Raw genomic sequence first — 26,905 nt, 5'->3', positions numbered from 1 at the left:
CGTCTGAACGGAGGTTGCGGGCCCGTCCGGCGCGCGCCAGCGGCGAGCCGTTCCGGCCGTCCGGGCGTAACCTGATCGGCATGAGCAGCGCCTGGGAGAGCCTGACCGTCGACGCCCGGGACCCGGCCCGGCTCGCCCGCTGGTGGGCCGAGGCACTGGGCTACCAGGTGGTGGCCGAGCAGCCGGACGGGGTGGAGATCCGCCGGTCCGCCGACCGGCTGCCGGGCATCACCTTCGTGCCCGTCGCCAACGACAAGGAGACCAAGAACCGGCTGCACATCGACCTGCGCCCCGACGACCAGGAGGCCGAGGTCGAGCGGCTGGTCGACATGGGCGCCCGGCACGTCGACATCGGCCAGGGCGACGTCGAATGGACCGTGCTCGCCGACCCGGAGGGCAACGAGTTCTGCGTGCTGCGGCAGCGTGCGGACTGAGCGTCCGGGGCCGGACGACCCGGACACGGCCCGCTGGGTCGGCGAGCCGCCGAAGGACACCGGGTACGGGCGGTCGGCGTACGAGCGCGACCGGGCCCGGGTGCTGCACTCGGCGGCGTTCCGGCGGCTCGCCGCGAAGACCCAGGTGCACACGGCCGGCACCGACGACTTCCTGCGTACCCGGCTGACCCACTCGCTGGAGGTCGCGCAGATCGCCCGGGAGATGGGCGCCCGGCTGGGCTGCGACCCGGACGTGGTGGACACCGCCGGGCTCGCCCACGACCTGGGGCACCCGCCGTTCGGGCACAACGGCGAGGACGCGCTGGACGTGCTGGCCGCCGGCTGCGGCGGCTTCGAGGGCAACGCGCAGACGCTGCGGGTGCTGACCCGGCTGGAGGCGAAGGTGGTCGCCCCGGACGGCACGTCCGCCGGCCTGAACCTCACCCGCGCCTCGCTCGACGCGGTCAGCAAGTACCCGTGGCCGCGTCGCTCGGACCAGCGCAAGTTCGGTGTGTACGACGACGACCTGCCAGTATTCGCCTGGCTGCGTGCCGGCGGCCCGGGCGACGACCGGCGCTGCCTGGAGGCGCAGGTGATGGACTGGGCCGACGACGTCGCGTACTCGGTGCACGACGTCGAGGACGGCATCCACGGCGGGTACGTGACGCTGCGCCCGCTGCTGGACGAGGCCGACGAGCGGGCCGCGCTCTGCGCCGACGTCGCGGCCACCTACTCCGGCGAGTCCCCGGCCGACCTCGACGAGGTGCTGCGGGAGCTGCTCGACGACCCGGTGCTCGCCCCGCTGGCCGGCTACGACGGCAGCCACCGCGCGCTGGCCGCGCTCAAGGCGACCACCAGCGTGCTGACCGGCCGGTTCGTCTCGACCGTCGTGGCGGCCACCGAGGAGCGGTACGGTCCCGGCCCCCACCGCCGGTACGCGGCCGATCTGGTGGTGCCCCGGCGGATCCGGGCGCGGTGCGCGCTGCTCAAGGGCATCGCCCTGCGGTACGTGATGCGCCGCCCCGGCGCCGAGGGCCGCTACCGGCGGCAGCGGGAGGTGCTGGCCGACCTGGTGCACGCCCTGGCCGGCCGGGCGCCGGACGCGCTGGACCCGGTCTTCGCGCCGCTCTGGCGGGCCGCGCCGGACGACGCCGCCCGGCTCCGGGTGGTGATCGACCAGGTGGCCTCGCTCACCGACCCGGCGGCGGTGGCCTGGCACGCGCGGCTGGTGCCCGGCTCCGGGCGCGCCCGGCCCGCAGCCGGTGGAGGGCCGGTAATGGGCGACCCGGATTACTTAGGTTAGCCTAACCAGCATGACGGAACGCCCGAAGAAGGTCACGTCCGCCCGGGTACTGCGCACCGAGCGGCCCACCCCCCACCTGATCCGGCTCGTGCTCGGCGGGGAGGAGTTGACCGGCCTGCCGGTGGGCGAGTTCACCGACCACTACATCAAGATCGTGTTCCCGGTGCCGGGGGTCGACCACCCGAGCCCGATGGACCTCGCCGCGATCCGCCGTGACCTGCCCCGGGAGCAGTGGCCCCGGCTGCGGGCGTACACGGTGCGGGCCTGGGACGCGCTGGCCGGGGAGCTGACCGTCGACGTCGTGCACCACGGCGACGAGGGGCTCGCCGGGCCGTGGGCGGCCGCGCTGCGCCCCGGCGACCCGGTGCACTTCGTCGGCCCCGGCGGCGCGTACGCCCCGAGCCCGGACGCCGACTGGCACCTGCTGGTCGGCGACGAGAGCGCGCTGCCGGCGATCGCCGCCGCCCTGGAGCGGCTGCCGGCAGGCGCCCCGGCCGTCGCGTTCGTCGAGGTCGCCGACCCGGCCGAGGAGCAGCGGCTGGCCAGCCCGGGCGCGGTGCGCCTGACCTGGCTGCACCGGGGCGGGCGCCCGGTCGGGGAGGCCCTGGTCGCGGCGGTCCGCGACCTGGAGTTCCCGCCCGGCGAGGTGCACGCCTTCGTCCACGGCGAGGCGACCTTCGTGAAGGAGCTGCGCCGCCTGCTCCGCGCGGAGCGTGGCGTCCCCCGCGACCGGCTCTCCATCTCCGGCTACTGGCGCCGGGGCATGGACGACGAGGGCTGGCGCGCCAGCAAGCCCGACTGGAACCGCCAGGTCGAGGCCGAGGAGTCCGCCGCCGTCCCCGCCTGAGTGGCCCTCCCGGGCACCCCGGGAGCGGGCGTTCGCCCGATATCGCCGTGTGTCGTCCCCGTGCCCAGCAGGATGGGCGGGGGGTGACCATGAGCGAGCAGGTGCGGGACCGGCCGCAGGCCGTGGGCCGGGTCGACCCGGTGGTGCTGGCGCTCAGCGTCGGCGGCGTGCTGGCCGTGGTGGCCTGGGGCGTGCTGGGCCGGAGGTCCCTGGCCGGCTTCGGCGAGTCCGGCCTGGGCTGGGCGATCAGCACCTTCGGCTGGTTCTTCGTGGTGGCCGCCGATGCCTTCCTGGTGCTCTCGGTGGTCATCGCCGCGACGAAGTTCGGCCGGATCCGGCTCGGCGCCGACGAGGACGAACCGGAGTTCAGCACCCTCGCCTGGGTCTCGATGATGTTCAGCACCGGCATGGGGATCGGCCTGGTCTTCTACGCCGTCGCCGAGCCGATCGAGCACTACGCCGCGCCGCCCCCGGCCAGCGGCGTCGCGCCGAACACCGGGGCGGCCGGGGCGGTGGCGATGCAGTACACGCTCTTCCACTGGACGCTGCACCCGTGGGCGATCTACGCGGTGGTGGCGCTCGCGCTGGCGTACTCGACGTTCCGCAAGGGGCGGGAGAACCGCATCTCGGCGGCCTTCCAGCCGCTGCTCGGCGCGCGGGTGGACGGCCCGGTGGGCCGGGCGATCGACCTGCTGGCCGTCTTCGCCACCGTCTTCGGCTCGGCCACCAGCCTCGGCCTCGGCGCCCTCCAGGTCGCCGCCGGGCTGGACCTGGTCACCCCCGTGCCGGACAGCACGGCCGTCGAGCTGGTGGTGATCGCCGCTCTCACCCTGGCCTTCGTCGTCTCCGCCTTCTCCGGCCTGCACAAGGGCATCAAGTGGCTGTCCACCACCAACGTGGTGCTCGCCGTCGCGCTGATGGTCTTCGTGTTCGTGGCCGGCCCGACCATCTACGCGCTGGAGGTGCTGCCCGCGTCGGTCGGCGACTACCTCAGCAACCTGATCACCATGTCCACCCGTACCGGCGCGTTCTCCGACCCGGCCTGGCTGGGCTCCTGGACGATCTTCTACTGGGCGTGGTGGATCTCCTGGGCCCCGTTCGTCGGCATCTTCATCGCCCGGATCTCCCGGGGCCGCACCGTCCGGCAGTTCGTCGTCGGCGTGCTGCTGGTGCCCAGCGGGGCCAGCGTGGTCTGGTTCGCGGTGATGGGCGGCAGCGCCCTGCGGGTGCAGGCCACCGGCACCCGGGACCTGGTCGCCGACGTCGGCGCGGGCACCGAGCGGGCGCTCTTCGGCCTGCTCGAGGCCCTGCCCCTGGCGGGCCTGACCACCCTGCTGGCGATGGTGCTGGTCGCGCTCTTCTTCGTCACCGGCGCCGACTCCGCCGCGCTGGTGCTCGGCTCGCTGACCTCCCGGGGCGCGCTGCGCCCGCACCGCGCGCTGGTCGTGGTCTGGGGCGTGCTGATCGGCGCGGTGGCCGCGGTGCTGCTGCTGGTCGGCGGGCTGGACGCGCTGCAACAGGCGACCATCCTGGTCGCGCTGCCGTTCGTGGTGGTCATGCTCGGCCTGGCCGTCGCGCTGGTCCGGGACATGGCCGGAGACCCGGCGGTCAACCCGCCGCCCCGGGCCCGCCGCTACGGCCTGGCCGCGGCGATCCGCGCCGCCCGGTCGTACGAGGAGGAGGACCCGCCGCCGGTGCGGCGCTACCTGCGGCGCCGGCCGCGGTGACCGGCGCGGCCCGCCCGGGGTGAGCGGTCGCGCCGGCGGAACCGCCGAGGTGGCGGCGTTGGTCGCCACACCCGGTGTCCCCCGCCGGCGCGACGCCGGTCGGGCAGGGCAGGATGTACGGCGAGGGGGTGGCGGACATGGCTGGGCGGATCCGGGACGAGGACATCGCGCTGGTCCGGGAGCGCAGCTCGATCGCCGACGTCATCTCGGAGACGGTGACCCTGAAGTCGGCCGGCGGCGGCAACCTCAAGGGGCTGTGCCCGTTCCACGACGAGAAGAGCCCCTCGTTCAACGTCTCGCCCGCCCGCAACGTCTGGTACTGCTTCGGCTGCGGCGCCGGCGGCGACGCGATCAAGTTCCTGATGGACGCCGAGCACCTCAGCTTCGTCGAGTCGGTGGAGCGGCTCGCCGCCCGGGCCGGGATCCAGCTGCGCTACGTCGAGGGCGACTCCGCCGCGCCGCGGCCGCGCCCGCAGCAGGGGCAGCGGCAGCGCCTCGTCGCCGCGCACGCCGCCGCCGTGGAGTTCTACCGCGCCCAGCTCACCACGGCCGGCGCGCGCCCGGCCCGGGAGTTCCTGGCCCGGCGCGGCTTCGACCGGGCCGCCGCCGAGCGCTACGGCTGCGGGTTCGCCCCGGACGCCTGGGACCTGCTCACCAAGCACCTGCGCCAGCAGGGCTTCACCCACGACGAACTGGTCACCGGCGGGCTGTCCCGGCCGTCGCGCTCCGGCACGCTGATCGACCGGTTCCGGCGGCGGCTGATGTGGCCGATCCGCGACATCACCGGCGACGTCATCGGCTTCGGCGCCCGGAAGCTCTTCGAGGACGACGACGGCCCGAAGTACCTCAACACCCCCGAGACGCCGATCTACAAGAAGTCGCACGTCCTCTACGGCATCGACCAGGCCAAGCGGGAGATCGCCAAGCAGGGCAAGGTGGTCGTGGTCGAGGGCTACACCGACGTGATGGCCTGTCACCTGGCGGACGTCCCGACGGCGGTGGCGACCTGCGGCACGGCGTTCGGCGCGGACCACATCGGCGTGCTGCGCCGGGTGCTCTTCGACAGCGACGAGCGAGCCGGCGAGGTCATCTTCACCTTCGACGGGGACGCCGCCGGCCAGAAGGCCGCGCTGCGGGCCTTCGAGGACGACCAGCGTTTCGTCGGGCGCACCTTCATCGCGGTCAGCCCCGACAACATGGACCCGTGCGACCTGCGCCTGGCCAAGGGCGACATGGCGGTCCGCGACCTGGTCGCCCGCCGCGAGCCGCTGGTCGACTTCGCGCTGCGGCACGTCATCAGCCGGTACGACCTCGACACCGTCGACGGCCGGGTGGAGGCGATGCGCCGGGCCGCGCCGCTGGTGGCCAAGATCAAGGACCGGGAGAAGCGCCCGGAGTACGTCCGCAAGCTCGCCGGCGACCTCGGCATGGAGATCGAGCCGGTGCAGCGGGCCGTGCTGGCCGCCGCGTCCGCCCCGCCCGGTCGGGACACCCCGCCGCCGGCCCGCCCCGCCCCGGCCGAGCCGGTCGTCGACAACCCGCAGTCGATGGTCGAGCGGGAGGCGCTGAAGCTCGCGCTCCAGGAGCCGGTGCTGGCCGGGCCGATGTTCGACGCGGTCGAGGCGTCGGAGTACCGCCACCCCGTGCACGTGGCGGTGCGGGCGGCCGTCGCGGCCGTCGGCGGGGCCGCCACGGCGACCGGCGGCGCGGTCTGGATCGAGTCCGTCCGCGACGCCTGCGAGGACCTCGCGGCCCGGGCGCTCGTCGGCGAGCTGGCCGTGGAGCCGCTGCGCATCGACGGCGACCCCGACCCGCGCTACGTCTCGGTCACGATCGCCCGGTTGCAGTGGGGCTCGGTGACCGGCCGGATCAGGGACCTGAAGTCCCGGATCCAGCGGATCAACCCGGTCAACAACAAGGACGAGTACTTCGCCGCCTTCGGCGAGCTGCTCTCGCTTGAGCAGCACGCCCGGGCATTGCGCGAGCAGGCCGCGGGAGGACTGTAGATGGGACTGTTCCGCCGCAGGCCGAAGCTGCCGACGGCCGCCCGGCCGCCGCTGGCCCCCGACGAGCGGGTGCTCGCCTGGGCCGCGGCCGGCAACGGCGAGGGCGACGGCGTGGTGGTGGCCAGCAACCTCGGGCTCTGGCTGCCCGGCCGGGCGCACCGACTGGGCTGGCACGACATCCTCAAGGCGGTCTGGTCCGGCCGGGAACTCACCGTCACGCCGGCCGAGCGGGTCGCCGAACGCGACGGCTACCTGGTGGTGGCGGACTGCCCCGCCGAGACCTACCTGCTGCTCGACCCGGGTGAGCTGCCGCACCAGGTGCGGGAGCGGGTCACCCGCTCGGTGGCGTACACCCGGCACCACCCGGTGCCCGGCGGCGCGGGCCGGGTCGCCGCGCGGCGGGCGCCGGGCGTGGACGGCCTCACCTGGACGGTCCGCCTCGACCCCGGCACCCCGGCGGACGACCCCGACGTGCTCGCCGAGACCGACCGCCTCGTCGCCGCCGCCCGCGCCGCCACCACCCCGGCGGACGCCTGACGCGCCCGGCCATGCCCGGCCGGCCGGCGTCGGTCAGCCGGCCCGGTAGAAGCGGGCCGCCCCGGGGTGCAGCGGGATCGGGTCGGTGCCGGCGGCGCTCTGCCGGGTGAAGTTGCCGCCCTCCGGGTGCACGCCGACCAGGTCGGCCTGGTAGGTGAAGAGCAGCCGGGTCAGGTCGTACGCCAACTGGTCGGGCATGTCGGCGCCGACCAGGATCACGTTCGCCACCGTGACGGTCGGCGTGGCGCTCGTCGTGCCGTAGACCTCCTTCGGCAGCTCGGCGGTGGTGTAGACCGAGCCGTGCCGGGCGCCGAGCGGCTCGATGAGGTCGGCGATCGGCAGCAGCGCGAACGTCCCCGGGGCGCTGGAGAGCAGGTCGGCGATGCCCGGCGTGGGCAGGCCGCCGGAGAAGAACATCGCGTCGAGCGTGCCGGCCCGCATCCGCTTGACCGTCTCCGGCAGGGACAGCGCGGCCCGGCGGACGTCCCGGTCCGGGTCGAGGCCGGCCGCCGCCAGCAGGCGCCCGGCGATGATGTCGGTGCCGGACTTCGGGGAGCCGGTGGACACCCGCTTGCCGCGCAGCCCCGACAGGGCGGTGATCTTCGCGTCGGCCCGGACGATCACGTGGGTGTAGTTGCTGTAGACCCGGGCCAGCGCCCGGACGGGCTGGGGCTGGCCCTCGAAGGCCCCACGCCCCTGCACCGCGTCCGCGGCCGTGTCGGCGAGGCTGAACGCGATCTCCATGTCGCCGCTGGCCAGCCGGTTGATGTTCTCCACCGACGCCCCGGTCGGCTCGGCCCGGGCCTCGTAGCCGGGCAGGTGGCGGCTGATCACGTCGGCGTAGCCGCCGCCGAGCTGGTAGTAGACGCCGGTGGTGTTGCCGGTGGCGAGGAAGATGCGACCGCCGTGCCAGGGCTGCGGCCCGGCCTCGGACGTGCCGCAGCCGGCGGCGAGCAGGGCCGCCAGCAGGGCCGCCAGCAGCCGTCGGGGCCGTCCGGTCACGCCCGGACCGCCGGCTCCAGCGCCTCCGCCACCCGCTGGACCAGCATGGCGGTCTCGTAGCCGATCTGGCCCAGGTCGCAGCCGGGCGCGGCCAGCACCCCGACGAGCGCGCGCTCGCCCACCGCCATCACCAGCAACACCCCGCCGTCCATGTCGACGATCTGCTGGCGTACCCGGCCGGCGGACATCAGCCGCGCGGCGCCGACCGTCAGGCTGGCCAGGCCGCTGATCACGGCGGCGAGCTGGTCCACCTGGTCCGGCGCGAGATCGGGGGAGGCCGCCAGCCGCAGCCCGTCGCCGGAGACGGCGAGGGCGTGCGACACGTCCGGCACCTGCTCGGCGAAGTTGGCCAGCAGCCAGTCGAGGCCGGCGCTCGCGGATGGGGTCATGGGGTTCTCCTGGGGGGTGTCGTCTGCTGGGTACGTCGCGTCGCGGCGGCGACGCCCTCGGCGAGCGCGGACAGCCGGGAGCGCACCAGCTCGGGGTCGAGCAGGTCGTCCTTCGGCGGCGGCGCGGGGGCGTCGTGCAGCGCGGCCGGGAGTTGGCCGCCCCGGGTGCGGCGGGGCAGCCCGACCCCGGTGGTGGAGGCCGGCGCCGGGCCGGGCGGGGGCGGCGCGGGGACGGAGACCGGCGGGGGCGGCGCGGTGGCGGGGCCCGCCGGCCGCGCCTTGAGCACCGGGAGCGCGACCGTCGGCGCGCGGTGGATGCCGGCCATGTCGGGCAGGGCGGCCGGGTCGCCCGGCTCGCCCGGCCGGGCGCCGGTCGACACGGACGGGACGGCCTGGGTGGACGGTGGTCGGAACCAGGGGGCCGCGGCGGCGGGCTCCGGCGTACGCCGTTGCGGGGCGGGCCGCGGGGCGACCGACTCGACCCGGGTCAGCGCCGACTCCGGGATGTCCACCTGCGCGACGGTGCCCGCGCCGGTGGCGTACAGGTGCACCCGCACGCCGTGCCGGGCCGCCAGGTGGGACACCACGTGCAGGCCCATGCTGCCGGCGGCGGCGCTGGAGAGCATCGCGGGGACGCGCAGCCGCTCGTTGATCGCGGCGAGCCGGCCGTCGCTGATCCCGATGCCCTGGTCGTGCACGCGCAGCGTGAGCCCGTCGACGGTGCGCCGGCCGTCGACGTGCACCGGCGCGTCCGGCGGCGAGTAGACGGTGGCGTTCTCCAGCAGCTCGGCGAGGAGGTGGACCAGGTTGCCGACGGCGTCGCCGTGCACCGCGGCGGTGGGCACGTCGACCTCCACCCGGGGATACTCCTCGATCTCCGAGGCGGCCGCCCGGATCACGTCGGCCAGCAGGTGGGCGCCCTCGTGCGCGCGGCCGGGCTCGCCGCCGGCGAGGACCAGCAGGTTCTCCCCGTTGCGCCGCATCCGGGCGGCGAGGTGGTCCAGCGCGAAGAGCCGGGCCAGGGCGTCGGGGTCGGTCTCCTCGCGTTCGAACTCGTCGAGCAGGCGCAGCTGCCGGGTGATCAGGGTACGGATCCGCCGGGCCAGCGCCTCGGCCATCCGGGTCACGTCCATCCGCAGCTCGGCCTGCTCGCCGGCGAGCCGCAGCGCGGCCCGGTTCACCGTGTCGAACGCCTGGGCCACCTGGGCGACCTCGTCCCGGCCCTGCCGGATGCCGGCCGTGAGCCGGGTGGCCGCCCCCTCGGTCTGCGTACCGTCGCCGGCCGCGATCGCGGTGATCCGCTCCGGCAGCTCGCGGTGGGCCATGGTGAGCGCCGCGACCCGCAGCCGGCGCAGCCGGCGGCTGGTGCGTACGGCGAGCAGCGCGGCGGCGGTCAGCGACGCCAGCGCGACGGCGGTGGTCGCGCCGCCGGTGACCAGGGCCCGCCGCCGGGCGTCCCGGGCCAGGCCGGCGGCCTGGCGGTCGAGTTCCTCGGACAGCTCCCGGCCGAGCAGGTTGTACCGGCGGATGGCGCCGCTCTGGGCCACGTACCAGGCGTCGCCGTCGGTCCGCAGCCCGCCCGGTTCGGTCTCCGCGTTGAGCGCGCTGTCCCGCATCCGCCGCGCCGTGGAGACGTCGGTGCCGGTCACCAGCCGGGCGTACGCGTCCGCCGACCGCCCGCCGGCGATCCGGGAGAACTCGGCCTGGCGCTGCTCCTGCGCGCCGCGCAACTGGCCGAGGCGGACCAGTTCCCCGTCCGCCAGCGCGCCCCGCACGAAGACGGTGCGGAGCAGGTCGCGTTCCAGCGCGGCGAGGTGTTCCTGGGCGGCCACCGCCGCCACCTCCCGGGCCCCGTTGGCCAGGTCCCGGTCGCGGACCTGGGCCGGCAGCGCGTCGGCGACGGCGAGCAGCGACTCGACCAGCGCCAGGTAGGTCGGGTCGGCGGTGGTGGCGTTGAGCGCGGCCTGGCGGGCCGGGGCGAGCTGGCCGAGCTGCGCGTCGGCGCCGTCGAGCACCTGGCCGAGGTCCGGGGCGGCCCGGCGGGCGTCCCGGCTGGCGCCGCGGTAACGCTCCACGGAGGTGTCGACCCGCCGCCGCTGCGCCTCGACGAGGGGACGGCCGGTCGAGCCGCCCCGCTGGCGCAGGGCCGCCGTCTCGCCGAGTTCCCGCTCCAGCTCGTGCACCAGGCGCACGGTGGCCGTCGCGGTGCCGGCGAGCACCCGGGCGCGGTCCGCGTCGGCGGAGGCGTCCAGCGCGGTGGCGGTCTGGGTGGCCCCCAGCACCACCAGACCGACCGTGGCCACCAGGATCGGCGCGAGCAGCTGGGTGCGTACCGACCACAGCCGGTCGGTGTGGTCGGTGGGCCGGTGCCGGCGCACACCGGCGGGGTCGGGAAGCGACACTCGGGCCTTCCGGGGTGGGTCGGGGGGTACCGGGCCCGGGCGGGACGCCCGGACCCGGCACCGACGGGTCAGCTCGCGCCGAGGTCCTGCAACGCCTTGGCCGCGCCGCGGTGCAGCGGCACGGGGTCGGTCTTGCGGGCGGTGTCGAGGCTGATGCCCTTGGCCGCCGGGTTGGCCTGGGCCAGCGCGTCCTTCCTGTCGAACACCGTCCGGGTGATCGCGCAGGCCACGTTCGCGTTGAGGTCCTTGCGGACCAGCAGCACGTTCGGCACCACGATGGTCGGGGTGTCCGCCGACGTCTTGTAGACGTCCGCCTTGATGGTCCCCGCCTGGTACGCCGGGTTGAGTTCGGCCATCTTGGGCAGCAGCGGGCTGATGTCGAGGAACTTCACCTTGTCGCCGGCCGTGGTGAACAGGTCGGTCACGCCGCCCGTGGGCACCCCGCCCGACCAGAAGAAGCCGTCGATGCTGCCGTCCTTGACGCCCTCGACGGTCTTGGTCAGGTCGAGCCGCTGCGCCTGGATGTCCTTGGCCGGGTCGAGGCCGGCGGCCTCCAGCAGGCGGTTGGCGATGACCTCGGTGCCGGACTTGGGGGAGCCCGTCGAGATCTTCTTGCCCTTCATGTCGGCGACGGAGGCGATCCCCGCGTCGGCCCGGACGACGACCTGCGTGTAGTTGTCGTAGATCCGGGCGAGCGCCTCGACCGGCTGCGGGGCGGTGAAGCTGCCCTTGCCCTGCACCGCGTTGACCGCCGTGTCGAACAGCGAGAAGGCGACGTCGTACTGGCCGCCGACGAGCTGCTCGACGTTCTGCACCGACGCGCCGGTCTCGGCGGCGGTGCCGCTCAGCTTGCCGTCGGTCGCCCCGGAGAGCTGGCCGGCGAGGGCGTTGCCGACCACGTAGTAGACGCCGGTGGCGTTGCCGGTGGCGATGCCGACGCGGGTGCTCTCGGTGACCTTGCAGGTGATCTCGCTGGCGGCGTCGTCCTTGGTGGCGCCGTCCTGACGCCCCCCGCAACCGGCGGCGCCCGCCGCGACGAGCGCCAGCGTGCCCACCCCCGCGGCGATCCGCACGTTGATCCGTCTCACTGTTTCTCCTCCCCATGGGTGACCGTTGCACCTGCTGACGGCACGCCGGTCGGGCCGGCGGTGCCGCGTCTGACGAGCACACCCGCCACCATGACGGCAGCCAGGGCGGCGCCGACGGCGACGGGTACGGGTTCGAGCCAGAGCAGCGTCAGCCCGGCGAGCGCGCCGAGGATCCGCTCCGGCGTGCCGGCCGGGCCGACGCCGGGCAGCCAGCCGCCCGCCGCCACCGCCAGCACGGCGACGCTGAGGGCGGCCACCGCCCCCGCCACGGCGATCCGCTGCGCGCCCCCGATGCCGAGCAGCCCGAGGCCCGTCGGCGTGACCACGAAGGCGAGCGGGATGAGGTAGGCCGGCAGGGCGTACCGCAGGGTCTGCCACATGGTCGGCACCAGCCGGCCGCCGGTCACGGCGGCGGCGGCCACGGCGGCGAGCGCGGTCGGCGGGGAGGCCTCGGACAGGACCGCGAAGTAGAAGACGAACATCGCCGCGGCCGGCGCGGTGACGCCCAGGTCCAGCAGGGCCGGACCGATGATCACCCAGCCGATCACGAAGGACGCGGTGACCGGCACGGCCAGCCCGAGCAGGGTGAGGGCGACGGCGGCGAGCAGCGCGGTGAGCGCCAGCACCACGGCCGGATCCGAGCTGACGGCCTTGGCCCCGCTGACCAGCAGCGCCGCGGCCTGCGGACCGAGGCCGGTCTTGGTGGTGGTGGCGGTGATGATGCCCGCCGCGGCGCAGACCGCGCTCACCGCGAGCACCCCGCGCACGCCGGCGCTCAGCGCGGCCAGCAGCCGGGCCGGGGTGAGCCGGTGCCGCCGGTCCAGGAAGGACAGCACCGCGGCCAGGACGGTGGCCACCACGACGGCCCGGGTCGCGGAGAAGCCGACGGCCAGCAGCACGACGATCGCGAGCAGCGACAGGAAGTGGTAGCCGAACCGGCCCAGCAGCCGCCACGGGGAGGCGGTGTCGAGCACCACCGGGCGCACCCCCGAGCGCCGGGCGTCGATCTCGACCGCGAGCAGGATGCCGAGGTAGTACAGCACCGTCGGGACGGTGGCCCAGCCGAGCACCTGGAGGTACGACACGCCCAGGTACTCGGCGATGATGAAGGCCGCCGCGCCGAGGGTGGGCGGGGACAGGATCGCCCCGACGCCGGCCGCGGCGAGCATGCCGCCCGCGCGCTCCGGCGGGTAGCCGGCCCGGCGCAGGACGGGCCAGGTGACCGCGCCGATGCTGACCGTCGTCGCCGCGCCCGAGCCGGAGACGGTGCCGAGCAGGAAGCCCGAGGCGACGGCCGTGCGGCCGGCCGCCGTCCGGGAGCGCCGGAAGGCGGCGGCGGACAGCTCCACGAAGAACCGCCCGGCTCCGGAGAGGTCCAGCACCGCCCCGTAGATGGTGAACAACACGATGTACGTCGCCGCGACGTCGAGCGGGGTGCCGTAGAAGCCGCTGTCGGAGTTGTAGAAGGCGTCGACGAGCTGCCCGAAGTCGAGGCCGGCGTGGGCCACCGGCCAGGACTGGGGCAGCAGCCCGCCGTAGTAGCCGTAGCCGAGGAAGACCAGGCAGACGGCCGGCAGGATCCACCCGGTGGTGCGCCGGCACGCCTCCAGCAGCAGGAGCAGCAGCGTGGTGCCCATGGCCACGTCGACCCCGACCAGCAGGCCCTGCCGGTCGAGGAAGGCGTCGTATCCGCCGCCGCCGTCGCCGAGGGGGACCGGCAGCACCGGGTAGAGGCAGCTCACCAGCGCCGCGGCGGCCAGCACCCAGTCGACCACGGTCGGGCCCCCGCCCTCGTCGCGGTCGTCGGTGCCGGGCCGGCTCTCCCCGCCCGCTCGTCGGGCCCCGCGCCGCAGCCGCTCGGGCAGCCGCAGGTTCGCCGGGTACGCCAGGAAGACGACCGGCAGGACTCCGGCCAGGAAGATGACGAGGTAGAACTTGCTGCCCTGCGAAAGCGGGCTGAACACCTGCCAGAGGGCGAGCAGCGCGATCGCGAGCGTGGTGCCGGTGACCAGGACGCCGACCGGCCCGGAGAGGACCCGTCCGGGCTTCTCGTCCTCGAACTGGGCGGCGAGGTCGCGCGGATCGGCGCCGGCGGAATCCGTCTTGTCGGGCGGTTCCGGCGGCAGCGGCATCGGGTCCTCGTCCACGGTGGATCCCGGGCCCACGGAAGGTGGCTGTGGGGCGGGATCGCCGGAAGAACGTACTGGTGACACGAGGGGGCACGATACGCGAATTGCGTACCTTAGGGAATATTGCCGATCATGATTGCGGTCGGTAATGGCGGCGAGTGAACAATTACGCAGAGATGCTGCGGTTGTGGTCGTCTTTTGATCGGAATGTGAACCGAAGCTGGCGACAATGCGGAATGTCCGGCGGCGATTGAATCCATCTTGTCCACTATGGTCCCGACAACGCCCTCCGGTTCCTCCGCCCCGTCCACCAGCCGGCGCGGGCACGCCCGCCCCGGCGGCACCGCGACGGAGAGTAGTGTCGTCGCTCTCCGTGCGCCCGGTCGGCCGATCAGGCCGCCGACGGGTCCCCTACCTGGCCACCGCCCCTGTCGGGCCGACCGGGGCGGCGGGGACGCGCCCCGGTCGGCCCACGGCGCGTCCCGGTGGTGGGGTCGGGCTCCCGCCCCGACAAACCGGTGGGACGTTGTCGGACCGGGCGGTTAGGGTCGGGCGGTGACCACGCCTCAGCCACTCATCCGGGCGCGGGGGCTGGTGAAGCGGTTCGGCGACTTCACCGCCGTCGACGGCATCGACGTCGAGGTGCGCGCCGGTGAGGCCTTCGGCTTCCTCGGGCCCAACGGCGCCGGCAAGTCCTCCACCATGCGGATGATCGGGTGCATCTCCCCGCCCAGCGGCGGCGAGCTGCGCATCCTCGACATGGATCCCGTCCGCGACGGCCCGGCCATCCGGGCCCGGCTCGGCGTCTGCCCCCAGCTCGACAACCTCGACCCGGAGCTGACCGTCCGGGAAAACCTCACGACCTACGCGCGCTACTTCGGCATCCCCCGCCGGGTGGCCCGGGCGCGCTCCGCCGAGCTGCTCGACTTCGTCCAGCTCACCGAGCGGGCCGACAGCAAGGTCGAGCCGCTCTCCGGGGGCATGAAGCGGCGGTTGACCATCGCCCGCGCGCTGGTCAACGAGCCCGAGATCGTGCTGCTGGACGAGCCGACGACCGGCCTCGACCCGCAGGCCCGGCACCTGGTGTGGGAGCGGCTGTTCCGGCTCAAGCAGCAGGGCGTCACGCTGGTGCTCACCACGCACTACATGGACGAGGCGGAGCAGCTCTGCGACCGCCTGGTCGTGATGGACGGCGGCCGGATCGTCGCCGAGGGCTCGCCCCGCGCGCTGATCGAGCGGCACTCCACCCGGGAGGTGGTGGAGCTGCGGTTCGCCGCCGAGTCGCAGGAGGCGTTCGCCGGCAAGCTCGACGGCCTGGGGGAGCGGGTCGAGGTGCTGCCCGACCGGATCCTGCTCTACGTCCCCGACGGCGACGCGGCCGTGGCCGAGGTCGGCGCGCTGGGCCTGCACCCCGCCAACGTGCTGGTCCGGCGCAGCAGCCTGGAAGACGTCTTCCTCCACCTCACCGGCCGGACCCTGGTCGACTGAGTCGCGCACGTCCACCGGCTGCGCGGGGCCGTCAGCGTCCTGCGACTCGTTCCGTAGCATCGGCGGGCCGGCGGCACGCTGCCCGCCGGAGACGAGCACGGGGGTCACATGTCGAGGTTGGAGTTCCAGTCCCGCCACCAGGCCGGGCTGGGCGCGCTCTACCTGGGGGTCTTCGCCACCATCTGGTTCAGCGTGCCGGCCGCCGACCAACCGTTGCGGACCCTGCTCGTCGTCGCCAGCGGCGCGGCGCTGCTCACCGCGGTGGCCGGAGCGGTCGTGGTGGCCCGGAGCCGGAGGGCGGCCGCCGCCGCCCGGGACCGCGCCGCCGACCGCCGTTACCTGCTGATCGTCGTCGCCGAGTTCGCCGCCGCCGGGCTGGGCGCCGCCGTACTCGGTCTCGCCGGCTGGTCGGAGTTCATTCCGGTGCTGGTCTGCGCCGTGGTGGGGTTGCACTTCTTCCCCCTCGTGCCGGTGCTGCGCGACCCGCTGCTGCGGCCCCTCGGCGTCGCCATGTGCGCCGTCGCGCTGGCCGGGCTGGTCACCGCGCTCACCTCGGGGGTGGCGGCGGGCCTGGTCGTCGGCACCGGCGCCGGGCTGCTGCTGCTCGGCTCCGCGGTGCTGTCGCTGCTGCGGGCGGTCCGCGGCTGAGCGGCCCGCGCCCGGCCTTGCGGTGCCACCCGAGCTGAGCCGATCGGCCGTGCTGGTCATCGCGCCCTCGCCCAGCTCAGGAAGCGGTCGGCCAGCCCGTCCGGCACGGCCTGCCCGTTCAGGTCGGCCAGGTCGCCCGTGGCCTCGCACATCAGCGTGCCGAGGTAGATCAGCAGGCCCGTCCGGTTCTCGCGGTACTCGCCGAGCAGCGCCAGCCGGGCCGGGGAGCAGGGCCACGCGGCGCCGCACACCCGGCAGCGCCAGGACGGGCGCGCCGCGACGTGCGGGCGGTAGCGCGGCATCAGCGCGGGCCCTCCTCGGCCCGGCGCGGCGACGGTAGCCAGTGGCCGCCGTTCGCCCGCCATTCCTGCGCCCGGGTCAGCCGCCCCGGGCGTCCCGGGCCATCGGTCGGGAAGACCTCCGTCGGCGCGGTCGCCCACGCCGGTCGCGTGTTGGGCGTACGCCGAGGGAGCGTGGCGGGTGGCGTCGAGCGCCGGCAGCGCCAGAACCTGAGTCGCATGCGGTGAGCCTCCGTCGAGGTGGGAAGGGGGCGCCCTGGACCTCGTTGTCTCCGGGCGCCCCCGGCCTGGTTCCGCCCGCCGTCCGATCCCGTGAGCGGTTCCGCTGTGTGACAGTCTGGTGAGGAACCGACTACGGTGGGAGGTCCCGCGCGCCGACGACCAGGGCGTACGGCGACCGTTCCCTGGCGGTACGAGGATGTACGGAGGCTGTCCGTGGAACGCTCGTCCATGCTGGACCACTTCGCGGAGGAGTTGCGGCTCGCCCGGGCCACCAGTGGCATGTCCCAGACCGCGCTGGCCGAGGCGCTGAGCTATTCGGGCGCCCTGGTCGCCAAGGTGGAGACGTGCGAGCGCCGGCCGAGCCTCGACTTCGCCCGCCGCTGCGACACCGTGTTCGAGGCGGACGGGCGCTTCGAGCGCATCCAGCGACGGATCAGCCGGGAGACGGTGGTGCCCTGGTTCCGCGACTGGGCCGGCATCGAGCAGGAGGCCACGGCACTGCGCACGTTCGAGCCGTTGTGCGTGCCCGGTCTGTTGCAGACCGAGGGCTATGCCCGAGCGCTGCTGGCCGGCGGCGGGCTGTTCGCGCCGGACGAGATCGAGCAACAGGTGGCAACCCGGCTCGACCGCCAAGCGCTGCTCACCCGCGACCGGCCTCCGCTGCTCACTGCCGTCGTCGACGAGTACGTGCTGCGTCGCCGGGTCGGTGGGCCGGGAGTGATGCGCGAGCAAATGGAGCACCTGGTGAAGCTCGGCTCGGCGTTCCCTAGGGTCCGGATCCAGGTCGTGCCGATCCCGGCCGGTGCCTACGCTGGGCTCGGCGGACCCTTCGTGATCGCCACCTCGCCGCAGGGGGAGGACCTTGTCTACCTCGCCGGACAGCGCCACGGCCAGGTGATCGACCGCGCCGAGTACGTCCGACAGATGGTCGAGGTGTGGGAGTCGATCCGCGGTGAGGCACTATCGCACCAGCAGTCCCTCAACCTGATGACGGAAGTGGCGGAGACATGGACCTGAGCGGCGCCCGGTGGCGCAAGAGCACCCGCAGCGGCCCCGATGGCGGCAACTGCGTGGAGGTGGCCGACAACCTGCCCGGCGTGGTGGCCGTACGCGATTCCAAGGACCCGAGCGGTCCGGTGTTGGCCTTCGACCCCGCCGCCTGGCGGGCGTTCGTCTCGGGCATCGCCCGGCGGTAGCTCGCCCACCACGGCCACCTGCCGGTCCCCGCGTGGCCAGCCTGGACGTGTTCCCGCACGCCGCCGCGCTTACCCCGCACTCCAGGTGCCGGTCCGGGCGGCCGGCGGCGGAGCGGTCGCCGGTCAGCCGGCGATGAGCAGCCCGACGCCGGCCAGCAGGGTCGCGGTGAACACGGCGGCGAGAGTGGCGGCGCGACGGCGGGCGTGCGTGCCGCCGATCAGCTTCAGGGCGAGGGCGAGCGGGCCGATGGGCTGCATGGCTGAAGGTCCTTTCGGGCTGGTGGCGGCGATCCGGATGGCGGCGCCGAGGGTGCCCGCGGCGAGCCGCAGGGGGGACATGCCGAGTTCGGCGGCGCCGTACACGTCCGCCTGCCACTGTTCGAGATGACGGGCGCGGGAGGGGCCGGGGAGCACTGCCGCGGCGCAGCGCACGAGGACGAGCGCGGCCCGGACGGACGTCATCGTGCCTCCCGTAGTCGGGCCGGGCGGTGGTGCGCCGCCCGGGTGTCGGCCCGGGCGCAGACCCGCCGGGCGGCCACCGCTCCGTCGGCGGTGAGTTGGTACATCCGCCGCCGTGGGCCGCGGCGGTCGGTCTCGTCCTCCCAGTGCGAGGTCACCCAGCCGTTGCGCTCCAACCGTTCCAACAGCGGGTAGACGCTGCCGGACGGGCGCCCGGTGACCTTGATGATCTCCAGCCCCCAGCGTGGCCGGTCGCTGTCGACCAACACTCGCAGGACGTCGACCGTCGCCGCACCGATGCGTCCGAGTGGCTCCACGAGACCAAGGCTACCTATGTAGGTTAAGCCTGTCCAGGGAACGGAGGGACCCCGCTCGGAGCGGAAACTGCCACGACAGGTGCGTACGCCGGTCGTAGGGTGGCTGCGGCCTGTCGTACCCCTGGGGTAGGAAGGCCGTGGTGAAGGGGGTGGTCGCGTGAGCGTGGCGCAACAGGCGCGGGAGCGGGCGCGGCCGTCGCTGCCACGCGTGCCGGCGCTGGCGGTGCTGGCGCACTACCTGGTCGGCTACCGGCGCACCTGGCGGGCCGGCGTCTTCTCGTCGTTCCTGCTGCCGGTGCTGACCGTGCTGGGGTTCGGGGTCGGCGTCGGGGCGTACATCGACCAGGGCGTCGGCGGGGTGCGTTACCTCGAGTGGATCGTGCCCGGCCTGATCGCGTCGACCGCCCTGCAGACGGCGATCGGCGAGTCGACGTGGCCGGTGTTCAGCAACTTCCAGTGGATCAAGACCTACTTCGCGCAGAGCGCCGCGCCGCTGCGGGTGGGCGACATCCTCAGCGGGCACCTGGCGTTCGTGCTGTTCCGGGTGCTCACCACCAGCGCGGCGTTCCTGCTGGTGATGACGCTGTTCGGGGCGCTGCGCTCGCCGTGGGCGGTGGCCACGCTGCCGGTGGTGGCGCTGCTCGGCCTCGCCGTCGCCGCCCCGACCTTCGCGTACGCGTCGGTGGTGTCCACCGACAGTTGGCTGGCGATGCTGCTCCGCTTCGCGGTGATCCCGATGACGCTGTTCGCCGGGGTGTTCTTCCCCGTCGAGTCGCTGCCCACGGCGCTGCGCTGGCTGGCGTACGCGACGCCGCTGTGGCACGGCGTCGACCTGTGCCGGGCGGCGACGCTCGGCGTCGCTCCGCAGTGGTCGGTCGCCGGCCACCTGATCTACCTCGCGGCCTGGGCGGTCGCCGGCTGGTTGCTGGCCCGCCGCGCGTTCCGTCGCCGGCTCGTCGTCTAGGAGGGGTGCTGTGGTCAGTCTCGTCCTGCCCCGGCTGGTCGACGTCGCCGCCGCGACCCGCCGGTCGACCTCGGTGGCCGAGCGCAACGTCGCGGCCCTGAAGTCCGTCTACTGGCTGCTGCTCGTCTCCGGCTTCGTGGAGCCGCTGCTCTACCTGCTCTCCATCGGCGTCGGGGTGGGCGCGCTGGTCGGCGACCTCACGCTGCCCGGCGGCCAGGTCGTCACGTACGCGGCGTTCGTCGCGCCGGCCATGCTCGCCTCGTCGGCGATGACCGGAGCGCTGTCGGAGACGACGTTCAACTTCTTCGGCAAGATGAAGTACATGAAGCTGTACGACGGGGTGATCGCCACCCCGGTGCAGCCGTTCGAGATCGCCCTCGGCGAGTTGGGCTGGGCGATGCTGCGGGGCGGGTCCTACTCGGCCGCGTTCCTCGTGGTGATGGTGGGGATGGACCTGACCACCGTGGCCCGGGCCCTGGTTGCCTTCCCGGCGGCGGTGCTGGTCGGCTTCGCCTTCGGCGCGCTCGGCATGACGATCTCCACCTTCATGCGCAGTTGGCAGGACTTCGACCTGATGGGCTCGGCCCAGTTCACCCTCTTCCTCTTCTCCGGCACGTTCGTCCCCGCCGAGGCGTACCCGTCCCTGCTGCGCTGGGTGGTCGAGGTGACCCCGCTCTACCGCGCGGTGCACCTGATCCGCGGCGTCTCCGTGGGCACGGCCGGCTGGGCGTGGGTGCTCGACGTGCTCTACCTGCTCGCGGTGCTGGTTGTCGGCCTGCTGGTCGCTTCGCGCCGGATGGGCAGGTTGCTCTACCGCTAGGTGGTTAATCGTCGCCGCTGCCGGGGCATGTCGGGGGGACATGAGCCGACCAGAGGGAGGGGCGATGGCCTCCGACGAGTCTTCCGCCCGAGGCGGGCGCGACCGCGACGATTCCGGCGCCGTGGCCGCCGGCAGGGCGGGCGGTGACCGACGGACGGGCCGCGCCGACCACAGCCCGGATCCGGCGCGGCGGCACCGCTCCGGGCGCGACCCGGTCGGGCCCGACGAGGGCCCCGAGAGCCCGACGGCGCTGCCGGGCACCGGGTGGAAGGCGGCGCTGCGGCGCACGCTCCGGGAGTTCCAGGACGACAACCTCACCGACTGGGCGGCGGCCCTGACCTACTACGGGGTGCTCTCGATCTTCCCCGGCCTGCTGGTGCTGGTCTCGATCCTGGGCCTGCTCGGCCCGCGCGCGACGCAGGGCGTCAAGGACACCGTCAACCAGGCCGTCCCGCAGGAGAACATCCGGCAGATCGTAGAGGGAGCGATCAACCAGGCGCAGCAGAGCGGGGGCTTCGCCGGGCTCGCCGCGATCCTCGGTCTGCTGGCCGCCTTCTGGTCGGCCTCCGGCTACATCGCCGCCTTCATGCGCGCCTCCAACACGATCTACGACGTGCCGGAGGGGCGGCCGATCTGGAAGACGCTGCCGATCCGCGTCGGGGTGACCGCGGTGATCGGCGTGATGCTGCTGGCCAGCGCGGTGATCGTGGTCTTCACGGGCGGCCTCGCCGAGCAGGTCGGCGAGGCGATCGGGCTGGGCTCCACCGCGGTGACCGTGTGGAACATCGTGAAGTGGCCCGTGCTGCTGCTCCTGGTCAGCCTGATGTTCGCGATCCTCTACTGGGCCTCCCCGAACGCGCGGCACGGCGGGTTCCGCTGGGTGAGCCCGGGCGGCGTGCTGGCGGTGGTGATCTGGCTGGTGGTCTCCGGGCTGTTCGCCCTCTACGTCAGCAACTTCGGCTCGTACAACAAGACGTACGGGGCGCTCGCCGGGGTGATCATCTTCCTGATCTGGCTGTGGCTGAGCAACATCGCGATCCTCCTCGGCGCGGAGTTCGACGCCGAGCTGGAGCGCAGCCGCGCCATCGAGGCCGGGCACTCCCCGGACGAGGAGCCCTACGTCGAGCTGCGCGACGACCGCAAACTCAGGAAGAAGCGCAACGCCGCCAACCGCCGCTGACCCGCCCCCAGCCCAGCCCCACCACGCCCCGCCGCCCACCCGGGCGGCGGGGCGCCCCTCTGCCCCCCACGCCCCCGCGATCTTGCACTTTCGGCCCGGATCTCGCCCTGGTACGCCGCATTTGTCGGGGCACGAACTGCAAGATCGCCGAGGGTGTGCGGCGGGGGTGGGGCGTGCGGTGGTGCGGGGACTTTTGCTCGATCTGACAAAAGTTGGGGCCGGATCTGCTGAAGGTATGGACAGCTGGCGCAGAAGGCTCCTACTGTGTCGGACACAACACATCGGTGCTACGTCGATGTGAACGAGGCGCGGGAAGAGGTGAGTCCGGTGCGGACGGTCGACCCCCTGCACGTCCGGCTGCTGCGGTTGCTCCGCGACGAGGGGGCGGTGTCCCGGGCCGAACTGGGCGACCGGTTGCAGATGCCCCGCCCCCGGCTGCTGGCCGAGCTGGAACGGCTCGTCGGGCTCGGCTACGTCGCCGAGGCGGGGCTCGCCGCCTCCCGGGGCGGCCGGCGCTCCACCCTCGTCGAGCTGAGCCCCCACCTGCGGTTCGCCGCCGTGGACCTCGGCGCCAGCTCCATCGACGTCGAGGTGGTCAACGGCCGCCTGGAGCCGGTCGCCGCGTACGCCGAGCCGGCCGACATCCGCACCGGACCGAAGGTGACCCTCCAGCGGGTCAACGAGCTGCTGCACAAGGCCCGGGTGGACGGCGCCTACGAGCGGCTCGACGCCGTCGGCATCGGCGTGCCCGGCCCGGTCAGCTTCCGCGACGGCGTGCCGGTCTCCCCGCCGATCATGCCGGGGTGGGACCGGTTCCCGGTGCGCGAGCTGCTCACCCGCGAGCACGGCTGCCCGGCGGTGGTCGACAACGACGTCAACATCATGGCGATCGGGGAGCGGCACGGCGGGGTCGCCCACTCCGTGGACGACTTCCTCTTCGTGAAGATCGGCACCGGAATTGGGTGCGGGATCTACCTCAGCGGCGAGGTCTACCGGGGCACCGACGGCTGCGCCGGCGACATCGGCCACATCCAGGTCGACGCGCACGGCCCGATGTGCTCCTGCGGCAACCTCGGCTGCCTGGAGGCCCTGTTCAGCGGCGCCGCGCTGGCCAAGGACGCGACCGCCGCGGCGCGCGCCGGCACCTCGCCCGCGCTGGCCGAGCGGCTCACCGCGCGGGGCGCGGTGACGGCCCGGGACGTCGCGGAGGGCGCCGGCGAGGGCGACGTCACCTGCATCCAGCTCATCCGCGACGGGGGTCGGCGGGTCGGTGGGGTCCTGGCCGGGCTGGTCAGCTTCACCAACCCGTCGATGATCGTGATCGGCGGCGGGCTCGCCCAGCTCGGGCACATCCTGCTGGCCGAGATCCGCAGCGTGGTCTACCGCCGGTCGCTGCCACTGGCCACCGGCAATCTCCCGGTCGTCCTGTCCGAGCTGGGGCCCCGCGCCGGCGTGGCCGGCGCCGCCGTCCTGGCCAGCGACGTGGCCTTCGCGGAGGCGTCATGAACGAGCGCGAGGAGGAGAACGTGGCCCAGCCCGAGAAGACGGCCGCCGCCACGCCGGCGGATGTCGCCCCCGCCGACGCTCCGCTGGTCGAGGCGCCCGCCGACGCCGTCGCGGGCGAGGTGGTCCTGCGCCTCACCGACGTGGTCAAGACCTTCCCGGGCGTACGCGCGCTCGACGGGGTGCAGTTGGAGGTGCGCGCCGGCGAGGTGCACTGCCTGCTCGGGCAGAACGGCGCCGGCAAGTCCACCCTGATCAAGGTGCTGGCCGGGGTGCATCGCCCCGACTCGGGGTCGGTCGAGTGGCGCGGCGAGCCGGCGACCTTCGCCAACCCGCAGGCGGCCATGCGCGCCGGCATCGCGACCATCTACCAGGAGCTGGACCTGGTCGAGGACCTCTCGGTCGCGGAGAACGCGTTCCTCGGCCACGAGCCGCGCCGGTTCGGCTTCGTCCGCCGGGGACACATGGCCCGGCGTACGCGGCAGATCCTCGGGCGGCTGGGGCACGCCGAGATCCCGCCCGGACGGATGGTCCGCGCGCTGCCCGCCGCCGGCAAGCAGGTGGTCAGCATGGCCCGCGCGCTCTCCCACGAGGCCCGGCTGATCATCATGGACGAGCCGAGCGCCGTGCTGGCGCACGACGAGGTCGGCAACCTGTTCCGAATCATCCGGGAGCTGACCGCCCAGGGCATCGCCGTCATCTACATCTCGCACCGCCTCGAGGAGATCCGCGAGATCGGCGACCGGGTGACCGTACTCAAGGACGGCCGGACCACCGCGGCGAACCTGCCGGCCCGCGGCACCCCCACCCGCGACCTGGTCAGCCGGATGACCGGCCGCACCATCGAGTACGTCTTCCCGGACCGCCCGGCGGACCCGGCGGGCGGGGCGGACCTGCTCACGGTCGAGGGGCTGACCCGGGCCGGCGAGTTCGCCGACGTCTCGCTCGGCGTCCGGGCCGGCGAGATCGTCGGCATCGCCGGGCTGGTCGGTTCCGGCCGGTCGGAACTGCTGGAGACGATCTACGGCGCGCGCCGTCCCGACGCCGGCACCGTGCGGATGGCCGGCCGGCCGCTGCGCCCGGGCAGCGTCGGCGCGGCGGTGCGGGCCGGCATGGGGATGGCTCCCGAGGAGCGCAAGAGCCAGGCGCTGCTGCTGGGCGAGCCCGTCTACCGCAACGTCACCCTGGCCACCTTCGCCCGCTACGCCCGCGCCGGCTTCACCGACGCCGGGCGGGAGCGGGCCGAGGCGAACCGGATCGCCGAGAGCCTGGAGCTGCGCCCCCGCGACGTACGCCGGCCGGTGCGCACCCTCTCCGGCGGCAACCAGCAGAAGGTGGTGGTCGGGCGCTGGCTGCTCGGCGACACCCGGCTGCTGCTGCTCGACGAGCCCACCCGGGGCGTCGACGTCGGCGCCCGGGCCGAGCTCTACCAGGTCGTCCGGGGGCTGGCCGCCCGCGGCGTCGGGGTGCTGCTGGTCTCCAGCGAGGTCCCCGAGGTGCTCGGCCTGGCCGACCGGGTGCTGGTGATGCGGGAGGGGCGGGTCGTCCGCGAGGCCCCGGCCGGCGAACTCGACGAGAACACCGTGCTCGACCTCGTCATGGCGGGGTCCCTGATGGAAGGCGCACCGGCATGACCGAGGGTCCTACTTCCACCGAAGCGCCGGAGCGGGCGGCGCACCTGCCGGCGCAGTCCCCGCCGGTGGACCCGGCGGCCGTCGACAAGGTCTCCACCGCCGGGCGCCTCTCCTGGTGGCGGGGCGACGGCGGCGAGGGCGCCCGGCGCAACCTCGCCCTGCTCGGCGTGCTGGCGGTGCTCGTCGTCATCGGCGCCCTCACCCGATCCGACCTGTACTCGAATCCGGACTGGGTGTGGGACAACATCCTCAGCATCCTCAAGCTGGCCGCCGTGGTCGGCGTGGTCACCGTCGGGATGACCTTTGTGATCATCGGCGGCGGCATCGACCTCTCCGTCGGCGCGATCGTCGCGCTGGCCGGGGTGTGGTGCACGACGGTGGCGACCCAGAGCTACGGCGCCGGCGGCATGATCTTCAGCGCGCTCACCGTCGGGCTGGCGGTCGGCCTGGTCAATGGGCTGCTGATCTCGTACGGCCGGCTGGTGCCGTTCATCGCCACCCTGGCCATGCTGGTGGCCGCCCGGGGCCTGGCCGCCGAGATCTCCGACAAGCAGACGCAGGTCTCGGACAACGGCTTCATCAACGGCCTCGCCAGCAACGACCTGCTCGGCATCCCGCTGCTGGTCTACATCCTCGCCGCCGTGGTGGCCGCCGGCTGGGTGCTGCTCAACCGCACCACCTTCGGCCGGCGTACCGTCGCCGTCGGCGGCAACCCGGAGGCGGCCCGGCTCGCCGGCATCAACGTCAAGCGGCACACCCTGCTGCTCTACGCGCTCTCCGGCCTCTGCTGCGGCATCGCCGCCATCATGCTCACCGCCCAGGCGAACTCGGCTCAGGCGGCGATGGCGAACCTCTACGAGCTGGACGCGATCGCCGCCGCGATCATCGGCGGCACGCTGCTCAGCGGCGGGCGGGGGACCATCATCGGTTCCCTGCTCGGGGTGGTCATCTTCGCCACGATCACCAACCTCTTCGCGATCAACGGTCTCTCCACCGAGGCCCAGAACATGGTCAAGGGCGGCATCATCGTCGCCGCCGTCCTGGTCCAGCAGGTGCAGTTCCGCAGCCTCACCCAGTTCCTCGGCCGCAACCGGCTCACCACCACCTGACCCGTACCGCACCACCGGCAACCGCACCCGATCCGCGCAGCGTCCGGGCCACCCGAGCGACGGTGGCCGGACCCCGCACACCCTCGTCCCGTCCAGATCCGCGAGTTTCCTCCACCACCGCGAACCCAGGAGGTCGTCATGACCCAGCACAGTCGCGACGTGTCGCGCCGCCGGCTGCTCTTCGGCGGGGCCGCCGTCGGCGCCGGCGTGCTGCTCGCCGGCTGCACCAGCAACGAGACCCAGCCCACCGAGGCACAGACCAAGGCGGCGGGTGCCCCTGGCGGCAACAGCGAGCCCGGCAAGCGGGTGACGATCGGCTTCTCCGCGCCGGCCGCCGACCACGGCTGGATCGCCGCCATCACCAACAACGCCAAGGCGCAGGCCGGGGCGTACTCCGACGTGGAGTTCAAGGCAGTCGAGGCCGGCGCGGACGCGGCGGCCCAGCGGGCGGCGCTGTCCACCCTCATCTCGCAGAAGCCCGACGTGATCGTGCTGCTGCCGCACGACGGCAAGGAGCTCAACGCCTTCGGCCTGGAGGCGATGAAGGCCGGCATCCCGGTGGTCAACCTGGACCGCGCCTTCCCCGACGCGCGCGCCTACCGGCTCCAGATCAAGGGCGACAACTACGGCATGGGCGTGGCCGCCGCCACCTACATGGTCGAGCAGTTCAAGGCCAAGGGCATCAGCAACCCGGTCATCGGCGAGATCGCCGGCATGGACGAACTGGAGCTGACGCAGGAGCGGTCGAAGGGCTTCGTCGACACCCTGACGGCGAACGGCCTGAAGATCGCCAACCGGCGCGCGGCCCGCTTCACGGCCGACTCCGGGCAGCAGGAGGCGGCGCAGCTGCTCCAGGCCCTGCCGAAGATCGACGCCCTCTGGAACCACGACGACGACCAGGGCATCGGCGTGCTGGCCGCGATCAACCAGGCCAACCGCAAGGAGTTCTTCATGGTCGGCGGCGCCGGCTCGAAGAAGGCGATGGAGGACATCCAGGCCGACAACACGGTGCTCAAGGCGACGGTGACCTACAGCCCGTCGATGGCCTCCTCGGCGATCTCCCTGGCCCGGCTGATCGCCCAGGGCCGGGGCATGTCCGACCTGGTGGAACTCCAGGTGCCCAAGGAGATCGTCCTCGCCTCCGAGACGATCACCAAGGAGAACGCGGGCAACTACCTGAAGCTCGGGTTCTGACACACGGG

At 74.0% G+C, this 26,905-nt stretch carries 25 protein-coding genes; 17 read left to right on the top strand and 8 right to left on the bottom strand.

Annotated features, from left to right (window positions below; genetic code table 11):
* Window positions 1-80: 80 nt before the first annotated feature.
* The 6 genes from AB0G14_RS26630 to AB0G14_RS26605 all read left to right on the top strand — a co-directional run bounded on the left by AB0G14_RS26630 (window position 81) and on the right by AB0G14_RS26605 (window position 6,854).
* Complete coding sequence (locus tag AB0G14_RS26630; RefSeq protein ID WP_357701860.1) at window positions 81-434, top strand: VOC family protein; 354 nt, start codon at window positions 81-83, stop codon at window positions 432-434.
* A complete protein-coding gene (locus AB0G14_RS26625) occupies window positions 424-1,737 on the top strand; it encodes a deoxyguanosinetriphosphate triphosphohydrolase (RefSeq protein ID WP_357701858.1) in 1,314 nt (437 codons plus the stop codon). Before AB0G14_RS26630 ends, AB0G14_RS26625 begins: the two co-directional genes overlap by 11 nt.
* A 10-nt stretch (window positions 1,738-1,747) precedes the next feature.
* Window positions 1,748-2,584: a siderophore-interacting protein gene (locus AB0G14_RS26620; protein ID WP_357701856.1), complete on the top strand. Its 837-nt coding sequence runs from the start codon at window positions 1,748-1,750 to the stop codon at window positions 2,582-2,584.
* 89 nt (window positions 2,585-2,673) lie between these two features.
* Window positions 2,674-4,311, top strand: coding sequence for a BCCT family transporter (locus AB0G14_RS26615; protein ID WP_357701852.1), 1,638 nt, complete (start codon window positions 2,674-2,676; stop codon window positions 4,309-4,311).
* Window positions 4,312-4,424: 113 nt separating this feature from the next.
* The gene (dnaG, locus tag AB0G14_RS26610; protein WP_357701850.1) at window positions 4,425-6,317 is read left to right on the top strand and encodes a DNA primase; all 1,893 of its coding nucleotides are present in this window, start codon (window positions 4,425-4,427) and stop codon (window positions 6,315-6,317) included.
* The gene (locus tag AB0G14_RS26605; RefSeq protein WP_357450691.1) at window positions 6,318-6,854 is read left to right on the top strand and encodes a hypothetical protein; all 537 of its coding nucleotides are present in this window, start codon (window positions 6,318-6,320) and stop codon (window positions 6,852-6,854) included. It begins immediately after the preceding gene.
* A gap of 33 nt (window positions 6,855-6,887) precedes the next feature.
* Here the strand turns inward: AB0G14_RS26605 and AB0G14_RS26600 are convergent, their stop codons facing one another.
* From AB0G14_RS26600 to AB0G14_RS26580, 5 genes are all read right to left on the bottom strand, one after another.
* Window positions 6,888-7,856, bottom strand: coding sequence for a TAXI family TRAP transporter solute-binding subunit (locus AB0G14_RS26600; RefSeq protein WP_357701848.1), 969 nt, complete (start codon window positions 7,854-7,856; stop codon window positions 6,888-6,890).
* Window positions 7,853-8,245 carry a roadblock/LC7 domain-containing protein gene (locus AB0G14_RS26595; protein WP_357701845.1) on the bottom strand — a complete coding sequence of 131 codons (393 nt, stop codon included), beginning with the start codon at window positions 8,243-8,245 and terminating at the stop codon, window positions 7,853-7,855. Before AB0G14_RS26595 ends, AB0G14_RS26600 begins: the two co-directional genes overlap by 4 nt.
* The gene (locus AB0G14_RS26590; RefSeq protein ID WP_357701842.1) at window positions 8,242-10,647 is read right to left on the bottom strand and encodes a nitrate- and nitrite sensing domain-containing protein; all 2,406 of its coding nucleotides are present in this window, start codon (window positions 10,645-10,647) and stop codon (window positions 8,242-8,244) included. Before AB0G14_RS26590 ends, AB0G14_RS26595 begins: the two co-directional genes overlap by 4 nt.
* Window positions 10,648-10,715: 68 nt before the next feature.
* Window positions 10,716-11,735, bottom strand: coding sequence for a TAXI family TRAP transporter solute-binding subunit (locus tag AB0G14_RS26585; RefSeq protein WP_357701840.1), 1,020 nt, complete (start codon window positions 11,733-11,735; stop codon window positions 10,716-10,718).
* The gene (locus tag AB0G14_RS26580; protein WP_357701869.1) at window positions 11,732-13,867 is read right to left on the bottom strand and encodes a TRAP transporter fused permease subunit; all 2,136 of its coding nucleotides are present in this window, start codon (window positions 13,865-13,867) and stop codon (window positions 11,732-11,734) included. Before AB0G14_RS26580 ends, AB0G14_RS26585 begins: the two co-directional genes overlap by 4 nt.
* Window positions 13,868-14,419: 552 nt before the next feature.
* Between AB0G14_RS26580 and AB0G14_RS26575 the strand changes: the two genes are divergently transcribed.
* Entirely contained in the window at window positions 14,420-15,352 is a 933-nt protein-coding gene (locus AB0G14_RS26575; protein ID WP_357450704.1) for an ABC transporter ATP-binding protein, read from the top strand.
* 108 nt (window positions 15,353-15,460) lie between these two features.
* Window positions 15,461-16,000, top strand: a complete 540-nt coding sequence (locus AB0G14_RS26570; RefSeq protein WP_357701837.1) for a hypothetical protein — start codon at window positions 15,461-15,463, stop codon at window positions 15,998-16,000.
* 56 nt (window positions 16,001-16,056) lie between these two features.
* On the opposite strand, the gene AB0G14_RS26565 is transcribed toward AB0G14_RS26570, so the two are convergent.
* Window positions 16,057-16,302: a flavin reductase gene (locus AB0G14_RS26565; protein ID WP_357701835.1), complete on the bottom strand. Its 246-nt coding sequence runs from the start codon at window positions 16,300-16,302 to the stop codon at window positions 16,057-16,059.
* 432 nt (window positions 16,303-16,734) lie between these two features.
* Between AB0G14_RS26565 and AB0G14_RS26560 the strand changes: the two genes are divergently transcribed.
* Together AB0G14_RS26560 and AB0G14_RS26555 are read left to right on the top strand one after the other, a co-directional pair.
* Window positions 16,735-17,538, top strand: coding sequence for a helix-turn-helix transcriptional regulator (locus tag AB0G14_RS26560; RefSeq protein ID WP_357701833.1), 804 nt, complete (start codon window positions 16,735-16,737; stop codon window positions 17,536-17,538).
* On the top strand, window positions 17,529-17,717 hold the full coding sequence (locus AB0G14_RS26555; protein ID WP_357701831.1) for a DUF397 domain-containing protein: 189 nt from the start codon (window positions 17,529-17,531) through the stop codon (window positions 17,715-17,717). The genes AB0G14_RS26560 and AB0G14_RS26555 overlap by 10 nt, the downstream gene beginning before the upstream one ends.
* Before the next feature lie 123 nt (window positions 17,718-17,840).
* Here AB0G14_RS26555 and AB0G14_RS26550 read toward each other — a convergent pair whose 3' ends face one another.
* Both AB0G14_RS26550 and AB0G14_RS26545 read right to left on the bottom strand, forming a co-directional pair.
* Entirely contained in the window at window positions 17,841-18,179 is a 339-nt protein-coding gene (locus AB0G14_RS26550; RefSeq protein WP_357701829.1) for a hypothetical protein, read from the bottom strand.
* The gene (locus tag AB0G14_RS26545; RefSeq protein ID WP_357701826.1) at window positions 18,176-18,493 is read right to left on the bottom strand and encodes a PadR family transcriptional regulator; all 318 of its coding nucleotides are present in this window, start codon (window positions 18,491-18,493) and stop codon (window positions 18,176-18,178) included. Before AB0G14_RS26545 ends, AB0G14_RS26550 begins: the two co-directional genes overlap by 4 nt.
* A gap of 163 nt (window positions 18,494-18,656) precedes the next feature.
* Between AB0G14_RS26545 and AB0G14_RS26540 the strand changes: the two genes are divergently transcribed.
* From AB0G14_RS26540 to AB0G14_RS26510, 7 genes are all read left to right on the top strand, one after another.
* Window positions 18,657-19,457, top strand: a complete 801-nt coding sequence (locus AB0G14_RS26540) for an ABC transporter permease (protein WP_357701867.1) — start codon at window positions 18,657-18,659, stop codon at window positions 19,455-19,457.
* Between the two features lie 10 nt (window positions 19,458-19,467).
* Complete coding sequence (locus AB0G14_RS26535) at window positions 19,468-20,277, top strand: ABC transporter permease (protein WP_357701823.1); 810 nt, start codon at window positions 19,468-19,470, stop codon at window positions 20,275-20,277.
* A gap of 64 nt (window positions 20,278-20,341) precedes the next feature.
* Window positions 20,342-21,457: a YihY/virulence factor BrkB family protein gene (locus AB0G14_RS26530; protein WP_357701820.1), complete on the top strand. Its 1,116-nt coding sequence runs from the start codon at window positions 20,342-20,344 to the stop codon at window positions 21,455-21,457.
* A 327-nt stretch (window positions 21,458-21,784) separates the two neighbouring features.
* Window positions 21,785-22,963 carry an ROK family protein gene (locus AB0G14_RS26525; protein WP_357701818.1) on the top strand — a complete coding sequence of 393 codons (1,179 nt, stop codon included), beginning with the start codon at window positions 21,785-21,787 and terminating at the stop codon, window positions 22,961-22,963.
* Window positions 22,960-24,594, top strand: coding sequence for a sugar ABC transporter ATP-binding protein (locus tag AB0G14_RS26520; protein WP_357701816.1), 1,635 nt, complete (start codon window positions 22,960-22,962; stop codon window positions 24,592-24,594). The genes AB0G14_RS26525 and AB0G14_RS26520 overlap by 4 nt, the downstream gene beginning before the upstream one ends.
* Window positions 24,591-25,703: an ABC transporter permease gene (locus tag AB0G14_RS26515; RefSeq protein ID WP_357701814.1), complete on the top strand. Its 1,113-nt coding sequence runs from the start codon at window positions 24,591-24,593 to the stop codon at window positions 25,701-25,703. Before AB0G14_RS26520 ends, AB0G14_RS26515 begins: the two co-directional genes overlap by 4 nt.
* A 138-nt stretch (window positions 25,704-25,841) precedes the next feature.
* Window positions 25,842-26,897: a substrate-binding domain-containing protein gene (locus AB0G14_RS26510; RefSeq protein WP_357701812.1), complete on the top strand. Its 1,056-nt coding sequence runs from the start codon at window positions 25,842-25,844 to the stop codon at window positions 26,895-26,897.
* Window positions 26,898-26,905: the final 8 nt, after the last annotated feature.

The organism is Micromonospora sp. NPDC023814, from assembly GCF_040639595.1.
GTDB lineage: Bacteria > Actinomycetota > Actinomycetes > Mycobacteriales > Micromonosporaceae > Micromonospora.
This window is presented reverse-complemented; position numbering and strand designations above follow the sequence as displayed.

What these genes read in the sequence shown, in the direction of transcription:
- AB0G14_RS26515 (WP_357701814.1), top strand. Translation starts at nt 24,591, where the DNA reads ATGACCGAGGGTCCTACTTCCACCGAAGCGCCGGAGCGGGCGGCGCAC.
- AB0G14_RS26520 (WP_357701816.1), top strand. Translation starts at nt 22,960, where the DNA reads ATGAACGAGCGCGAGGAGGAGAACGTGGCCCAGCCCGAGAAGACGGCC.
- AB0G14_RS26615 (WP_357701852.1), top strand. Translation starts at nt 2,674, where the DNA reads ATGAGCGAGCAGGTGCGGGACCGGCCGCAGGCCGTGGGCCGGGTCGAC.
- AB0G14_RS26605 (WP_357450691.1), top strand. Translation starts at nt 6,318, where the DNA reads ATGGGACTGTTCCGCCGCAGGCCGAAGCTGCCGACGGCCGCCCGGCCG.
- AB0G14_RS26510 (WP_357701812.1), top strand. Translation starts at nt 25,842, where the DNA reads ATGACCCAGCACAGTCGCGACGTGTCGCGCCGCCGGCTGCTCTTCGGC.
- dnaG (WP_357701850.1), top strand. Translation starts at nt 4,425, where the DNA reads ATGTACGGCGAGGGGGTGGCGGACATGGCTGGGCGGATCCGGGACGAG.
- AB0G14_RS26595 (WP_357701845.1), bottom strand. Translation starts at nt 8,245, where the DNA reads ATGACCCCATCCGCGAGCGCCGGCCTCGACTGGCTGCTGGCCAACTTC.
- AB0G14_RS26630 (WP_357701860.1), top strand. Translation starts at nt 81, where the DNA reads ATGAGCAGCGCCTGGGAGAGCCTGACCGTCGACGCCCGGGACCCGGCC.
- AB0G14_RS26530 (WP_357701820.1), top strand. Translation starts at nt 20,342, where the DNA reads ATGGCCTCCGACGAGTCTTCCGCCCGAGGCGGGCGCGACCGCGACGAT.
- AB0G14_RS26570 (WP_357701837.1), top strand. Translation starts at nt 15,461, where the DNA reads ATGTCGAGGTTGGAGTTCCAGTCCCGCCACCAGGCCGGGCTGGGCGCG.
- AB0G14_RS26580 (WP_357701869.1), bottom strand. Translation starts at nt 13,867, where the DNA reads ATGCCGCTGCCGCCGGAACCGCCCGACAAGACGGATTCCGCCGGCGCC.
- AB0G14_RS26565 (WP_357701835.1), bottom strand. Translation starts at nt 16,302, where the DNA reads ATGCCGCGCTACCGCCCGCACGTCGCGGCGCGCCCGTCCTGGCGCTGC.
- AB0G14_RS26620 (WP_357701856.1), top strand. Translation starts at nt 1,748, where the DNA reads ATGACGGAACGCCCGAAGAAGGTCACGTCCGCCCGGGTACTGCGCACC.
- AB0G14_RS26555 (WP_357701831.1), top strand. Translation starts at nt 17,529, where the DNA reads ATGGACCTGAGCGGCGCCCGGTGGCGCAAGAGCACCCGCAGCGGCCCC.
- AB0G14_RS26550 (WP_357701829.1), bottom strand. Translation starts at nt 18,179, where the DNA reads ATGACGTCCGTCCGGGCCGCGCTCGTCCTCGTGCGCTGCGCCGCGGCA.